A 13,930-nucleotide genomic window follows, 5' to 3' on the forward strand; every position below is an offset into this window, starting at 1 on the left:
AGTTACGGGTAACAACATACAATGATTAAGACTCCTTTTGGTAAACCAATTAAAGAAATTATCAACCGCTCGACCACCATCACAAATAAATATCAAACACATAAATAAATTACATGAAGCAACTCACTGAAATATATTTACAACGACATTCTGCACTATTACGCTAATGTGAATATGACAGGTCGTAATTGCATCCTTATATACCCGTTACCATTCAAGATGCAGAAATCAGCATCTTGATTGGTAACGGGTATAAATAAATAACGTTAGTTTGAAATTGTCTGTATCATCTTTCAATATAGGTAAATTCAACGAGGAATTAAGATGGGATTTTGGTATTTATCAATTGCTATTTGTGCAGAAGTAATTGGAACGATGGCTTTAAAAGCTTCCGATCAATTTACAAGTATTATCCCTAGTATGCTTTGTATTATCAGTTATATAGTCACCTTCTATTTCTTTTCTCTCGTCTTAAAAACAGTGCCAATTGGCATTGCTTATGCTATTTGGGCTGGACTCGGGATCGTGTTAATCGCGGTTATGAGCGCTGTACTTTATCGTCAAATGCCAGATTTACCGGCGATATTAGGCATGGTGTTAATTGTTTCTGGTGTTGTCGTCATTAATCTATTTTCTAAAACAGTAAATCATTAAAGCGGAGTTTTTATGAAAGTAAGATTAATGACCCAATCAGACCTAAGCGCCGCAGCTGATATTCATCGATTAACATTTATTAGGCAGGAACAATCACTGCAGTGGTTACAGTGTAATCTTAACGCTTTTCCTCGATTTTTATGTTTTGTCGCCGAAGATAAAAAATGCATAGTTGGCTATATTATTTGGTCACAAAAAAGTGGCTTTAGACCAAAAGCGATACTTGAGCTCGAACAACTAGCCGTTTCACCTAACCATCGTAATAAAGGCATCGGACGAGCTTTAATTACCCATTCACTGCCCTTAATCAAAACGCAATTAGCGTTAAATAATGCCACTATAAAACATATTTTGGTAACCACTCGTGCCGATAATTTTGCGCAATCATTATATCAATCGACATTAGGAGCAGAAATTGAAGCAACCATTTCAAACCTATATTCGTCCGATGAAGTGCTCATGATTGCACGAGATCTTGACTTATAGTCATGATCCTCCGTCATCATAGAAAAAAATATGTATACGATAGTGACTCACTATATCCGTTACCATTCAAGATGCAGAAATCAGATGCAAATGAGTTAGCCGAATTAAAATGCAAATTTGTATAAATATACAGTATCGTTTAATCATTATTCGCATTAAAATGTATGACTAATTCAAGTACCTCCCATCTACCGATTTAGACAAGGATCCATCATGAGTTTTTCGACTACTTGTTCAAGTAATGTCGTCGTTGTAAGTAACACTTCAGACAACCCATTCGCAATCGATATCGCCTACGCAATGGGCCAACATGAAGATATTGCTGATTTAATCAGTATGAAAACCTTCATGAACACTGAATTTTGTCCCCGTTTTATTTCCGATGAGTTTGATATGGATTCAATAGGGCAAACATTAAACGGCAAAACAGTCGTGATTGTCAGCACCAGTAGTCATACAAAATCTCGTCAAGAATTAGCCATGTCTAATTTGGTAATTGCCCGAACCGCTAAGGAAAATGGTGCAAAACGTGTTGTGTTGGTTGAACCTGATTTATTCTATAGTGCTCAGGATAGAGGCGCACATGCAAATTTAGGCGAAACGCATTTTAAACGTGATGTTAAGGACATTAAGAAATTTGATGGCCAAGCATTTACTGCAAAACTCTATGCTGAACTATTAAAACTTTCAGGAGTTGATACGGTATTAACTATCCATAATCATTCCCATTCTGTTCAACGTATTTTTTCTGATATTTTTGAAAATGATTTTCATAACCTGATCCCTTATCAAATTTACGCGCATTATTTATTAAACAGTGATATTTTGAATTACGGCCCCGATGGTGAAGGCTTAGTATTATGTGCACCGGACAAAGGCGCGCGTGATTTTGTCAAAGAGATGTTCAATACCCTTGGACTTTCCAAAGCAAAATTTATTATGCTTGATAAAGAACGTACGAACGAACGTAAAGTCGAAATCACATTACATAATGAAAGTGAACACACCTTTGAAGGTCTAGACGGTTGTAGTATTGTTTTGTTCGATGATATGGTCCGCACGGGTGGTACCGTAGTTAAATCTTGTCAGTTCCTACAAAAAATTAAACCTGGGCGTATGGTATTTGCCGTGTCGCATTTCTATGCAAGTGATGAAGGTCGTGAACGTATGGCGCACCCCGCTATCGGCGAGATTCTAACACTGAATACTTTACCGACTATTCTAAATCGCGATGAGCAAGGTCGTTTACGTAAAAAACTGGTCGTTCTTAAAGTTGAAAAATGGTTAGCACGAAAACTATCTCATATTCTTGAGTTGCCAACACATCCAGAAGAAAACCCGTATAAAATTGATATGTCTTCAAAAAATCCACGTTTTAAACGTAAAATTTGGAATAGCGAAGAGTTACAGGATCTAAAAAAATCTAGATAACCCAGTCTTATCAAATAAGCTCGGTAACCTCCGAGCTTTATATACCCATAATTCATTTCTTCCTTTATTTATCAAACAAATAAGAGAATAATATTACCCATTTTTTAATTAATACCAATCGTAATAATTAGCTGATCTATTTTGCTGGTTAAAATAGTTTATTTCTTTGTTGAAAGTTTCGTTAAGGGACCAACCATTTACATCAACTTTCGCCTCAAACTAAACCATTTTTCCAGCGCAAAATTTAGAGCACATATTTAATACAATTGGTATAACCTTATATTTGTAATCAGATTACTGGACAACACATGATGTTAAAAGCGATTTTATTTGTGGGTGTAGGCAGCTTCGTCGGCGGAAGTCTGCGATACGTACTCTCTAAATATGTACAAGACTTACTGAACATTAACTTTCCACTCGGCACATTTTTAGTCAATATTATTGGGTGTTTGGTCATCGGCTTCTTTTATGGGGCGTTTCTTTCTGGTCATGTTATGGATAATAATATGAGGTTACTGTTAACCACTGGTTTCTGTGGTGGTTTTACAACATTCTCTACTTTTATTAATGAAAACTATGACTATATAAAAGACCAACACTTCTTTCTGTTAGCCTTTTACACCTCATTAAGTCTTTTTGTTGGGTTATTAATGCTTTATTTAGGCTACAGCCTGGCAAAATTATTATAAAATACCCCATATAATCACAATCAGTAATGGAATAGCGTTATGAATAAAAAGGTAAAAGAACAAACACCTAAAAAAACAGATGGTCCAGATCCTAAAAAAATAAAAAAAATAATCATGACTGTTATTGAATGCGGATTTTTAGCATTTGTATTCTCAATCGTGACACTCTTTATTTACGGATTATCTACGACCATCATCATCACATTGGTACTGAGTATACTTACCTTGGTTTTTGCCTCACTCGAACTACGCAAAATAAATAAACTCAATAATGAATAATGAATAATGAATTCGTTTTTAAAATATAAGAGAGGTATTCATTACAATACTTCTCTTCCAATCAATTTTATTTAAAAATTATACTCATCATTACCGATCACGTTATTTTACCAATTTTATATTCCCCTTTATTTTCATAGCACTATCAACCCTCCTATAAAATTTTCATTTAAAAAGCAATACTTCAAATCAATTAATGTAATAAAATTACCAGAAAATGTGACACAGAGCTTGATAACACCAAAAAGTGTGACTATAATCACAATTAAAGATAAAACAGAAAGTAACTTAATTACAAAACAGGAGAGACATTATGGGAAATGATTTAGGTTCTATCTACTTAAGCCAATTAGTAGCAAAAAATGTGATGGAAAATACAATTTACGGTAAACCATCACCAAAAAGAAAATCACGCATTAAAGCACTTGTTAAAAAAATCATTAAATAATTAATGCTTAATTTTTAATTACACATTTATTTATATTTAGGAGAAAACATTATGGGTAACGATCTAAATTCAATTTACTTTGGTCAACTTGTATCAAAACAAGTCATTGAAAACGAAATTTACGGTAAATCAACACCAAAAAGAAAATCTCGTATCAAAGCACTCGTTAAAAAAATTGTTAAATAAACAATTAGTTAAAGAACAATATTTATTAATCATTCATTAGGAGAAAATACGATGGGTAACGATCTAAATTCAATTTACTTTGGTCAACTTGTTTCAAAACAAGTTATTGAAAATGAAATTTATGGTAAATCAACACCAAAAAGAAAATCTCGTATCAAAGCACTTGTTAAAAAAATAGTTAAATAAGAAATAAATTGAGTCGTAACAGGAAATAAAATAATGGGTAACGATCTAAACTCAATATATTTTGGACAACTAGTTTCAAAACAAATTATTGAGAACGAGATATATGGTAAATCAATACCAAAAAGAAAATCTCGTATTAAAGCTTTAGTTAAGAAAATAATTAAATAAAATCGCCCCTTAGCCTAGGGGCTTTTTATTACCTAAAAATCACCATCCCCCACTTTCAAACCCAGTATCTACTTTATTTTTAACAATAATTTTCTTGCTGAGTACGTATCCTTCAGTATTATGTAATAGCATCACCCAATACTAATCGTAATAATTAGCAGATCTATGATTAACATGATTTATTTCTTTGTTGAAAGTTTCGTAAAGGAAGCAACCATTTACATCGCCTTTCGCCTCGAACTAAAGCATTTTCCCTGCACAACATTTAGATCATATATTTAATCTCCATTGGTATTAAATCGAAGTAAGGAAGTAGCAATGAATATTGGAATATATATCTATGAAAATGCAGAAGTTCTCGACTTTTCAGGCCCTTTTGAAGTGTTAAGTACAGCCAATCGCTTAGCAAATAAGAACTGGAATATATTCTTGGTGGGCGAAACAGATTCAATGGTTAAGGCACGAGGGGGATTTTTAGTTCAACCTCAATATTGCTTTAATTCACACCCTCCTATCGATATATTAATTGTAGTAGGTGGTGTTCACACGGATGAAGTAAATAAAACCAATGTAATTAGCTGGGTGGCTAAAACAGCCCTGCATGCCAATAAAGTCATATCAGTATGCACCGGTGCATTTATCTTAGCAGAAGCGGGATTACTCGATAATATGACGGTCACGACACATTGGGAAGATATTGCTGATCTTAAAAAAACTTACCCCATGCTTAATGTTGTCGATAATAAACGCTGGGTTAGGGAAGATAATGTCATCACCTCTGGTGGCATTTCTGCTGGAATTGATATGAGCCTTTATTTAGTTTCACAGCTAGAGAATATAGCATTAGCAGAAAAAACAGCTAAACAAATGGAATATTATTGGCAACGTTCACCAGAGATAAATCGAACTTAACCGGAATAGATAATGAAAATAATTAGAAGCAATGAATTCACCGCACCTCAAGCTTGGGGCGCATTAGACATCGCGAGTATGAACGGTATAACGACACGTCTTCATTGGACAAATAAGCCCTATAAGTGGCATATAAACAATGGCGAAGAGGTCTTTGTGGTACTCAATGGTATTGTAGCAATGTACTACAAAGAAGCAGGCATAAAAAAGTCGGTCCTATTAAATCCAGGGGATATTTTCTATGCCTCAGTTGGCACCGAACATGTTGCACATCCACACGGTGAAGCAAGAGTTTTAGTCGTTGAATCAGCAGGTAGTGTTTAATGATTATAAAAACAATACACTGGGAAGATGCACTCCCTATCCGACATGCTGTTTTATGGCCCAATAAATCACCTTCTTTTTGTAAAATTGAAGATGATGAAACGGCGAATCACTATGGCGTATTTATCGAGAATAAATTGGTCTGCGTCGCTTCGGTTTATATACAGCAACAGACTGCACGACTTAGGAAATTTGCAACACTCTCAGATTTTCAAGGAAAAGGCATTGGTTCTTATATGCTTGCCTATCTTATCGAAACCTTAAAGATATTGGACCTAGAGGTATTTTGGTGTGATGCCCGAGAAACCGCACTGCCTTTTTATCAGCGATTTGGTTTAGAAAAGCAAGGAAGCCGATTTGAAAAGTCCGGCATCCCCTATTATAAAATGACAATGAAGTTAATAGTCTGACTTTACTTAACGCTGCTTAACTTACACATTTTCTGGTTGGTTACATAATTTATAATCTTCAACATTAAGATTATGCTTTTTAATTAGCTTATAAAAATCGGTTCTATTCCGCCCCGATAATTCTGCCGCCTTAGAAACCACACCATCGGTCATTTTCAAAACTCGCGTAATATAATTACGTTCAAAGGCTTCTTTCGCATCACTTAAACCAAGGAAATAATCACTATTATGGATTAACGCTTGGTTCACTAAAGATAAGCTAATTACCGGTGTTTGAGTTAATGCAACACATTGCTCAATCACATTAACAAGTTGTCGAATATTCCCAGGCCATTGCGTTTGACAAAGTTTAAGCATCGCTTCATCGGAAAAACGAGTTACTTGCACATCGTGTCTTGCAGCACTAAGTGATAATAAATGACGCGCTAATACTGGTACATCTTCTTGACGTTCATTTAGGCTTGGTAACCGTAAGTTAACCACACAAATACGATAGTAAAGATCTTCCCTAAATTCCCCCTCTTCCATCGCTTGTTTAAGGTCTTTATGGGTTGCTGAAATCACTCGTACATTAATTGGAATCGTTTGCGTACTCCCAACAGGACGTAATGCTTTTTCCTGTAGGACTCGTAATAATTTCACCTGTAAAGAAACAGGCATATCGCCAATTTCATCAAGAAACAGCGTTCCACCTTCTGCCGCTCTAAATAACCCAATGTGTTCGCTCACAGCCCCAGAGAAAGCGCCTTTTTTATGCCCAAAAAGCTCAGATTCAAGCAGATGTTCAGGTAACGCACCACAGTTTAATGCAATAAAAGGTTTATCACGTCGATTGCTCGCCTTATGAATCGCTTTAGCTAAGACCTCTTTACCTGTTCCACTTGCGCCCGTAACCAAAGTACTCACATCCCGTCGTGCAATTAACCCCGCTTGATCGATTAACTTTTGCATCACCGAGCTACGGAAAATAATCTCTTTATGCCAACCGGTTGCAATATGCGTGGTTGATTGTGCAATCGCATTACTTAACGCATCTTTAAGCTTAGTGTGATCAATCGGTTTAGTAATAAACCCAAGCGCACCTTTTTCGGTAGCAACTACAGCTTCATTAATCGAACCATGTGCAGTAATTAAAATAACCGGCAAAGAAGGCTGATTTTCAGACACATAGTCGAGTAAATATAAGCCATCTTTCCCAGGCATACGTAAATCACTCAATACCACTGAAAATTTATGATCAGCAATAAGGTGAATCGCCGTATCAACGTTAGTCGCAGTGGTAACATCATAACCTTCACTACCCAAACGAATGCTTAGCAATTTTAATAAACTTGTATCATCATCAACAATTAAGATTGGTTCCGGTGTCGAAATGGACTGATTTTCAGCGTGATTAAATGACGAGACTTCCATCGATAGATCCCCCTATCTTAATTAGCATTAAGGTTTTTCTCAATTTCCATAATGGCTTGAATTTTTGCTTTTGTATCCGCTAATTCTGCTTTTAACTTAGTATTTTTTTGAGCGGTACTTTTTAATGATTTTTGCAAATCAACCACGGTATGTTCTGCCGTGACTTGTTGTTCAAGTAGGTGCGCAAGCGAATAGAAAAAATGACCAAACCCATTTGGGTTTTCAGCTGATACATTCAACATAACATCCTTTGCATGGTTACGTACTTCAAGTGATTCATAGCGCATGCTTAATAAAATCAGCCTTTTATAAACATCTCCGTGCGTATTACCAAGCTTATTTAATGTCTCTGTATGTTGTGCTTTAGTTTGTAATAATGATTGATATACAAATTCCTGCCAACCAATCAAGTTACATGGTTCATCGGTGTTATCGTAAGCATAGCCATCACAACGCTCTCGCAATATCTCTGAAGGTGACAAATTGGTGTCAGACTCAGAATTATTAAGTAGCAATAAAGGCTGTAAATGAGTACAGGCAGCAACCAAAAATAGAGACAAAATAAAGAATAATAGTTTCACAAAAAGCCCTAACTATGCACGTGGCAGTATAATTTTAACTGAAAAATCAAAATCAGGAACATCGATAAATGTCACTGTTCCGTTAAGTAGATGTACACAATCTCTTACAATTGAAAGTCCAAGCCCAGTACCAGGTAATGAATCATGCCGAGGTATATCACTGCGACCAAAAGGTTCTAAAATACTTTCTTTTTCGTCTTCAGGAACTTTAGGGCCAGTATTAGCCACTATTAAGATATTTGTGTTGGAATCTACGTCGGCGTACAGTTTAACTAATACTTTGCCATTTTCAAAACCATAAGCCTGCGCATTACTTAATAAATTATCAATAATGCGAGTAAATAACTTTTCATCGGTATCAATCACATTCAAAAGACAATTGATGGTGACATCTTGTTGTCTTTTCAAGAAAAAATGCTCATAACGTTTTCGCGATTGATCAATAATATTTTGTGCATCATAGGAAGCAATACTTGGGTTTGAATTTTGTAGTAAGTAATTGTAATCCAACAATTGTTCAGTCAAATGTTTTAAGTTTTGGGTGGAATCTTCTAAAATGCCGACCACTTCTTTTTGTGTCGGTGTTAACGGCCCTGAAATTTGATCTCTTAAAATCGAACAGCTTTCTATAATACTGGCCAAGGGCGTTTTAAATTCATGGGATGCATGGCGTAAAAAAGATTGTCTTAGCATCTCGAGTTTAGTCAAACGTAAGGCTAACCTATCCAATTGCACATCTATCTCAAGCAACTCTTTAGGGCCATTAAACTTAGATGTATTATTTAATGCTTTTTGTTTGTCTTTATCTAATTGATTAATTTTCTTTTTCAGCATATTGACGGGCGATACAACTTGCGAACTCAATACCAATAAAAGCAGAAACGTAATAAAAGACACTCCCAGTAAGGCAACGGTCACTTGTTTTTGTTTTTTTAATCCGAGATCTATCTGCTCTTTTTTAGAAGAATCAATATGACTCCATAAATTATTCATTAACGCAGACTGATTCGCCCTGAGATCGCTTAGTAATCGATTTAACTGCTGCTCATCTAATGTTGTATAACTGCTCTCTAAGTGCGTAATATTCTTTTGCTGAGTAAGACAAAAATCAATCAAGTCCTTAGGTGAAACCTTAATTAAATCGTCCAACAGTTTTTTATAATGACTAATATTATCATTCGCTAGCGTTTTGATAGAGGCCGTTTGTAAGATTAAATATTGTTTTGTTGAACGTTCTATTTTGACCAATAGACTATCGAGTTCGACGGCAATTCGTACCGAACTAATGGAGTCGTTAGTAAAATCCTGCCAAGAAAGACTGACATTTTTTTGAATTGTCGTGCTCTGCCAAACAAATAAACCAAGTGGGATAAGAGAGATAAGAAAGCCAACTAGTACGAGATATTTTAAGGGGATCAGTTTCAGCGGAACATACATTGTATACGTTGCATCTCATTCGTAAAAAAGGATATGGGTTAGAAAGTAAACACTATTGTGCAGAAACATTTCTTAATTTACTAATTAATTCTACAAATAGGGTGAAGTTAAAACACGATCCGTGTGTAATAACCTCAGAAGGAAACAATTCAGATAGAAAAGAGTGTTACATTAATTATTTTTGCACCATAACAAATTTTTTAAATTCTTCTTCATTTAGATCACCGGTTTTATCAAGATCTAAATCAGGGAATGCAGCGAGTAGTTTTTCTTGGTTTTCAGCTTCAGTTAGGCTAATGACACCATCAAGATTTGTATCAATTGCTTGAAAATTGGCTTCAACGTCAATAGCAGCAGAAGGCACGATAAGATCATCGGAAGCAGAAGCGAATGAAGAAAAAGCAAGAGTAGTTACGACAAGGATAAGTGATTTTTTCATGGTATAACTCCGTTTTAATTATCTGTTTTTTAATTATTATAATTTTTTTAAAAATAACGTTTACTTAAACGATAATAGAAACATAGCCAAAGTTGTGCCAATTTTTAAAAATACTTTAAATTCAATACGTTAAGACAAAATCTAATAAAAAATCAAAATTAAATACAATCAATCGTCTCCATTTACAGACAAAAATCACCATTAATAACAGATAACATTTAAATTCAATAACTTACACAGTATCCATTTTGATACACATAATGAAAAACAAATAATTTAAGGTAACAAAGTCATATCAATGGGTTAATAAAAAACAGCAAAAATAGATTATCGACTGTGAACATTAATCTTTTATAGGGGCTTGGATAAAGCAGAATAAAGTAGTGAAAGTGAGCCATGCAATATTATAAAAAAGAAAAAGGCTCAAAGACACAAGTTCAATGAGCAAAGGGTGCGAAATAGAAACAAATAAAAAATTATTTGTAAACCAATTCAATATTCACGTCAAAGGGAACGCTATATCTAATAAGCCAAAACCATGCCATATTTTTTACTCTTTACAATTCAATAGGTTAAATAAAAAGTGAAGTTAAAATACGATTATTTTTAATTTACCTGTCTGCGTATAAAGACTAAGCCTGCAAACAGCAATAAAAAAGATTGAAAATCAAGAAATTGTAGATGCTATTAATTCACTCAATGAGCGCATAAAAATAATATCTTGCTTAGTTTGAAGGAGAAGAATAATGAGAAACATTAAAATTTAGACAAAAAAAAGCTCAAAGACAAAAGTTCAATGAGCAAGGGGCGCTAATAAACAAAATGAAGGAATGTTTATTGGTGAATATCATATCAAGCGGTCTTGGAAATAAAACCTGTCAGATTTGACAGTGTTAATTTATTAAACTATGAATTCGGAAGAATAACCCCAGTCAGTATAGCCTTTGCAATAGCTTGATAACGATTTGTACATTTCAGTTTAGCGGTTGCATTATTTAAATGAAATGTAACCGTTCTCTCAGAACAACCTAAAATATGAGCAATTTCCCAGGCGCTCTTCCCTTCTGTCGCCCACGTTAAACATTCAATTTCACGGCATGTCAGTTGCATCTTGTGATCATAGGATTCACTTCGCACGGTAGCAATCGCATCTTGAATATACGGCATGACAATCTGGAAGACCGTTAATGCCTCCGATAAAATATGATCACAATTAGGTTTATCAGCCCCTGTAGACAAATTAAGCATCCCAAAAGAAGCCATTGGACCATGTAAAGGAACAGCAAAACCCGATTGATTTACCGGAAATAACCCTCTATTAATGTCTTTAAGTTCAGAAGGTGCGACTTTTCCCCAAAAAATTGGACTGTGATTTTTTGAGCAGTAATCAACAATCGGATCCGTTTTAAGGATATTTTCGATTTGATATAATTGTGAAACGGGCTGAGGATAATTATCAATGATCATAAAATCTGATTTAATCATTGAAATAGGAAATGACACTTTAAGTAGAAAATAATCTAATTCTAATCCGCTAATTAAATAAACCAAAAACTCATGTATTTGTTTTTCAGTGGTTACATTTTGTAACTCTTTAATAAATTCATTCGTCATTGGCATATTTGTTCGTCCTTGATCAAGCATTTCGCTCGCCAGAAAAAAACTGACTTGAATGATTGTTGATATTTTAAATCAAAGTTTACATTTAATTATAAAACACTACATTAGATAAATGTATAAACCGAATTTTTCAGCGATATACCAATAAGATATTCAACTTTACGCATAAAAAGGATTACCTCTCGGTTTACTAATTTTTGCCTATTGAATGGCATCAGTTATATTCCTTAATTTTTACACATTGTATTTACATAAAGACATAACTTAAACCCCTTTTTAATAATATTTATCATACAAATAAAATTAACTTTAAAAAGCGCTATCATAAACCATACAGCATTTTATAATAACGACAGTAATGATATGTTAAACCGCTCATTTTAAACGATACATTGACTTAAATTACGCTTTTTTCATGCACGTAAAAGATATCTTGCTTCGACATATTAATACTTTTATTTTTAATCTCTCAACAAATTAAAAATAAAATGAATATTTTTTATAGATTAATTTATAAACAATTGTTTTATTGGTATTTTACTAGAAAATAAATGCATCGTTATCCACTCGCAGAGGACACATAATGAAATCCAACATAAAAAAATCACGAGGTTTTTCAATAACAAATACGATTATTATACTTGGATTAATTATATTAGTGGCAGGTACCTACTATTATATCTCGAAAAAAAATAGCCTTAATGATCCGATAACAATACTTCAACCGAAACAGGAAGCAGAAAGCAATCCGGCCGCAATACCCCCAGCGCCAATAACAGTTACGCCTCAACAAGATCAAGACACTGAGCAACCCCAAGAGCCAGAAAAGACAATAACCGCTGAACCTGTCTCAGAAACACCACTTCCAGCACTCGATGATTCAGATGCAATGGTGTTAAATGCCGTTGAGCAAGTGTCAACACTTCAAAACGAAACCGCTGTACTTATCCCAGAAGAAATGGTCAGAAACTTTGTTGTGTTTATTGATAACTTATCCAAGGGAGATATTATTACCTACTTCGCCCCCGTTATCAGCCCTAAACAACCTTTTAGTGTGACCCGTACAGGCCAAAAAATATTTTTAAATACAGAAAGTTACCAGCGATATGATGTATATGCGAATTTAGTTGACTCAATTGATATTGAAACTGCGCTGGCACAATACCAAAACTTGAAACCATTGATTGATGAGGCTTATGCTGAAATAGGATATTCCGATGGCAACTTTCTAAATAAACTCGATAACGCCATCGATTTAATCATAAATACACCGATTCTTGATTATCCAATTGAGTTAGTTTCTCCTTCCGTCATGTATAAATTTGCCGATCCTCAATTAGAAGGGTTAAACGATATACAAAAACAATTAATACGTATGGGACCGAATAATACGTTTAAAATACAGGAAAAATTAAAACAACTTCAACAACGCTTACAAACACTACGTTAAACAATAAACAAAAGGACTCTATTGAAATGAATCAATAGAGTCCGAGCAAAATAATTATTTAACGATTTAGTTGTGCAACAGAAGTTAAGCTATGTAAAACAGCTGAACCATGTTTATCGATTTCGATATGTGCCACTGATGAGGTTGAAAAGGCAGGCGCTCCCGCTTCAGGTACTAATTCACCAACAAGATAACCAACAAAGGGAAGGTGTGAAACAATTAATAGACTTTCAATTCCCATTACTTGTAATGCATGAATTTCATTCGCTATTTTATTAATATTCCCCGATGGCGTTAAATAACTAGATACTTTTATATCAGCCTTTCCATTAACGATTAACGGTTTGACCGCCTCTAATGTCTGCTCGGCACGTAAATAGGGACTCACCAAAACAGCGTCACAGGAAACATTTTTTTCAGCTAAAAAAGCAGCCATTTGCTTTGATTCTGCTTGTCCAACGGAACTCAATGGGCGCTCTGAATCCGAAGGCGCTATCAATTCTGCTTGTCCATGACGCATTACATAAATCTGCATATTTTTTCCTTATATGTTTAAACAACCTCGACGCTGGTGCTACAAGTTGAGCCCAAGGTTAAAGACGCTTAAAATTATTTACTCAGAATAGTCATACTAGCGACCTAAATTGAGCAAAAAGTAAACGACCTGTTATTCTCTAAGAGAACAAAGCTGTCAAAGCATAATGATAAAACTATAGAACTAATAGCCCCATTGTCGTTTTTCTTCCAATTTTGATGTAAATTTTAGGGAACTTTTTCAACTTGAAGTTGACTATTCATAGCAGTATATTTTCAACAT

General features: G+C 34.6%; 18 protein-coding genes. 12 read left to right on the forward strand and 6 right to left on the reverse strand.

Features of this window, described 5'->3' with window-relative positions; genetic code table 11:
- Positions 1-324 precede the first annotated feature (324 nt).
- The 11 genes from ACR30L_RS15730 to ACR30L_RS15780 all read left to right on the forward strand — a co-directional run bounded on the left by ACR30L_RS15730 (position 325) and on the right by ACR30L_RS15780 (position 6,173).
- Positions 325-654 carry a DMT family transporter gene (locus tag ACR30L_RS15730; protein ID WP_435235196.1) on the forward strand — a complete coding sequence of 110 codons (330 nt, stop codon included), beginning with the start codon at positions 325-327 and terminating at the stop codon, positions 652-654.
- A 12-nt stretch (positions 655-666) separates the two neighbouring features.
- Positions 667-1,140, forward strand: a complete 474-nt coding sequence (locus tag ACR30L_RS15735) for a GNAT family N-acetyltransferase (protein WP_435235197.1) — start codon at positions 667-669, stop codon at positions 1,138-1,140.
- A gap of 213 nt (positions 1,141-1,353) precedes the next feature.
- Positions 1,354-2,571, forward strand: a complete 1,218-nt coding sequence (locus tag ACR30L_RS15740; RefSeq protein WP_435235198.1) for a ribose-phosphate diphosphokinase — start codon at positions 1,354-1,356, stop codon at positions 2,569-2,571.
- Between the two features lie 308 nt (positions 2,572-2,879).
- The gene (crcB, locus tag ACR30L_RS15745; RefSeq protein WP_435235199.1) at positions 2,880-3,260 is read left to right on the forward strand and encodes a fluoride efflux transporter CrcB; all 381 of its coding nucleotides are present in this window, start codon (positions 2,880-2,882) and stop codon (positions 3,258-3,260) included.
- 39 nt (positions 3,261-3,299) lie between these two features.
- The gene (locus ACR30L_RS15750) at positions 3,300-3,539 is read left to right on the forward strand and encodes a hypothetical protein (protein ID WP_435235200.1); all 240 of its coding nucleotides are present in this window, start codon (positions 3,300-3,302) and stop codon (positions 3,537-3,539) included.
- Between the two features lie 313 nt (positions 3,540-3,852).
- Positions 3,853-3,987 carry a hypothetical protein gene (locus tag ACR30L_RS15755; RefSeq protein WP_435235201.1) on the forward strand — a complete coding sequence of 45 codons (135 nt, stop codon included), beginning with the start codon at positions 3,853-3,855 and terminating at the stop codon, positions 3,985-3,987.
- Between the two features lie 51 nt (positions 3,988-4,038).
- A complete protein-coding gene (locus ACR30L_RS15760; protein WP_435235202.1) occupies positions 4,039-4,173 on the forward strand; it encodes a hypothetical protein in 135 nt (44 codons plus the stop codon).
- A 51-nt stretch (positions 4,174-4,224) separates the two neighbouring features.
- On the forward strand, positions 4,225-4,359 hold the full coding sequence (locus ACR30L_RS15765; protein WP_435235202.1) for a hypothetical protein: 135 nt from the start codon (positions 4,225-4,227) through the stop codon (positions 4,357-4,359).
- Positions 4,360-4,845: 486 nt separating this feature from the next.
- The gene (locus tag ACR30L_RS15770; protein ID WP_435235203.1) at positions 4,846-5,439 is read left to right on the forward strand and encodes a DJ-1/PfpI family protein; all 594 of its coding nucleotides are present in this window, start codon (positions 4,846-4,848) and stop codon (positions 5,437-5,439) included.
- A gap of 12 nt (positions 5,440-5,451) precedes the next feature.
- On the forward strand, positions 5,452-5,763 hold the full coding sequence (locus tag ACR30L_RS15775; RefSeq protein ID WP_435235204.1) for a cupin domain-containing protein: 312 nt from the start codon (positions 5,452-5,454) through the stop codon (positions 5,761-5,763).
- The gene (locus ACR30L_RS15780) at positions 5,763-6,173 is read left to right on the forward strand and encodes a GNAT family N-acetyltransferase (protein WP_435235205.1); all 411 of its coding nucleotides are present in this window, start codon (positions 5,763-5,765) and stop codon (positions 6,171-6,173) included. The genes ACR30L_RS15775 and ACR30L_RS15780 overlap by 1 nt, the downstream gene beginning before the upstream one ends.
- Before the next feature lie 21 nt (positions 6,174-6,194).
- Here ACR30L_RS15780 and ACR30L_RS15785 read toward each other — a convergent pair whose 3' ends face one another.
- From ACR30L_RS15785 to ACR30L_RS15805, 5 genes are all read right to left on the reverse strand, one after another.
- Entirely contained in the window at positions 6,195-7,586 is a 1,392-nt protein-coding gene (locus ACR30L_RS15785; RefSeq protein ID WP_435235206.1) for a sigma 54-interacting transcriptional regulator, read from the reverse strand.
- A 17-nt stretch (positions 7,587-7,603) separates the two neighbouring features.
- Positions 7,604-8,167 (reverse strand): hypothetical protein, encoded by a 564-nt coding sequence (locus tag ACR30L_RS15790; RefSeq protein WP_435235207.1) that lies wholly within the window; start codon positions 8,165-8,167, stop codon positions 7,604-7,606.
- A gap of 12 nt (positions 8,168-8,179) precedes the next feature.
- Entirely contained in the window at positions 8,180-9,604 is a 1,425-nt protein-coding gene (locus ACR30L_RS15795) for a sensor histidine kinase (RefSeq protein WP_435235208.1), read from the reverse strand.
- A 175-nt stretch (positions 9,605-9,779) separates the two neighbouring features.
- The gene (locus ACR30L_RS15800; protein ID WP_435235209.1) at positions 9,780-10,043 is read right to left on the reverse strand and encodes a calmodulin; all 264 of its coding nucleotides are present in this window, start codon (positions 10,041-10,043) and stop codon (positions 9,780-9,782) included.
- Between the two features lie 906 nt (positions 10,044-10,949).
- Positions 10,950-11,687 (reverse strand): helix-turn-helix transcriptional regulator, encoded by a 738-nt coding sequence (locus ACR30L_RS15805; protein WP_435235210.1) that lies wholly within the window; start codon positions 11,685-11,687, stop codon positions 10,950-10,952.
- 559 nt (positions 11,688-12,246) lie between these two features.
- Between ACR30L_RS15805 and ACR30L_RS15810 the strand changes: the two genes are divergently transcribed.
- Positions 12,247-13,113, forward strand: a complete 867-nt coding sequence (locus tag ACR30L_RS15810; protein WP_435235211.1) for a DUF3014 domain-containing protein — start codon at positions 12,247-12,249, stop codon at positions 13,111-13,113.
- 58 nt (positions 13,114-13,171) lie between these two features.
- Here the strand turns inward: ACR30L_RS15810 and sixA are convergent, their stop codons facing one another.
- Positions 13,172-13,648 carry a phosphohistidine phosphatase SixA gene (gene sixA / locus ACR30L_RS15815; RefSeq protein ID WP_435235212.1) on the reverse strand — a complete coding sequence of 159 codons (477 nt, stop codon included), beginning with the start codon at positions 13,646-13,648 and terminating at the stop codon, positions 13,172-13,174.
- Positions 13,649-13,930: the final 282 nt, after the last annotated feature.

Source organism: Psychromonas saccharinae, assembly GCF_051201515.1.
Taxonomy (GTDB): domain Bacteria; phylum Pseudomonadota; class Gammaproteobacteria; order Enterobacterales; family Psychromonadaceae; genus Psychromonas.

Coding starts and splice junctions, on each gene's coding strand:
- ACR30L_RS15800 (WP_435235209.1), bottom strand. CDS start 10,043: ATGAAAAAATCACTTATCCTTGTCGTAACTACTCTTGCTTTTTCTTCA.
- ACR30L_RS15760 (WP_435235202.1), top strand. CDS start 4,039: ATGGGTAACGATCTAAATTCAATTTACTTTGGTCAACTTGTATCAAAA.
- ACR30L_RS15765 (WP_435235202.1), top strand. CDS start 4,225: ATGGGTAACGATCTAAATTCAATTTACTTTGGTCAACTTGTTTCAAAA.
- sixA (WP_435235212.1), bottom strand. CDS start 13,648: ATGCAGATTTATGTAATGCGTCATGGACAAGCAGAATTGATAGCGCCT.
- ACR30L_RS15770 (WP_435235203.1), top strand. CDS start 4,846: ATGAATATTGGAATATATATCTATGAAAATGCAGAAGTTCTCGACTTT.
- ACR30L_RS15730 (WP_435235196.1), top strand. CDS start 325: ATGGGATTTTGGTATTTATCAATTGCTATTTGTGCAGAAGTAATTGGA.
- ACR30L_RS15785 (WP_435235206.1), bottom strand. CDS start 7,586: ATGGAAGTCTCGTCATTTAATCACGCTGAAAATCAGTCCATTTCGACA.
- ACR30L_RS15740 (WP_435235198.1), top strand. CDS start 1,354: ATGAGTTTTTCGACTACTTGTTCAAGTAATGTCGTCGTTGTAAGTAAC.
- ACR30L_RS15795 (WP_435235208.1), bottom strand. CDS start 9,604: ATGTATGTTCCGCTGAAACTGATCCCCTTAAAATATCTCGTACTAGTT.
- ACR30L_RS15780 (WP_435235205.1), top strand. CDS start 5,763: ATGATTATAAAAACAATACACTGGGAAGATGCACTCCCTATCCGACAT.
- crcB (WP_435235199.1), top strand. CDS start 2,880: ATGATGTTAAAAGCGATTTTATTTGTGGGTGTAGGCAGCTTCGTCGGC.
- ACR30L_RS15810 (WP_435235211.1), top strand. CDS start 12,247: ATGAAATCCAACATAAAAAAATCACGAGGTTTTTCAATAACAAATACG.
- ACR30L_RS15805 (WP_435235210.1), bottom strand. CDS start 11,687: ATGCTTGATCAAGGACGAACAAATATGCCAATGACGAATGAATTTATT.
- ACR30L_RS15735 (WP_435235197.1), top strand. CDS start 667: ATGAAAGTAAGATTAATGACCCAATCAGACCTAAGCGCCGCAGCTGAT.
- ACR30L_RS15755 (WP_435235201.1), top strand. CDS start 3,853: ATGGGAAATGATTTAGGTTCTATCTACTTAAGCCAATTAGTAGCAAAA.
- ACR30L_RS15750 (WP_435235200.1), top strand. CDS start 3,300: ATGAATAAAAAGGTAAAAGAACAAACACCTAAAAAAACAGATGGTCCA.
- ACR30L_RS15775 (WP_435235204.1), top strand. CDS start 5,452: ATGAAAATAATTAGAAGCAATGAATTCACCGCACCTCAAGCTTGGGGC.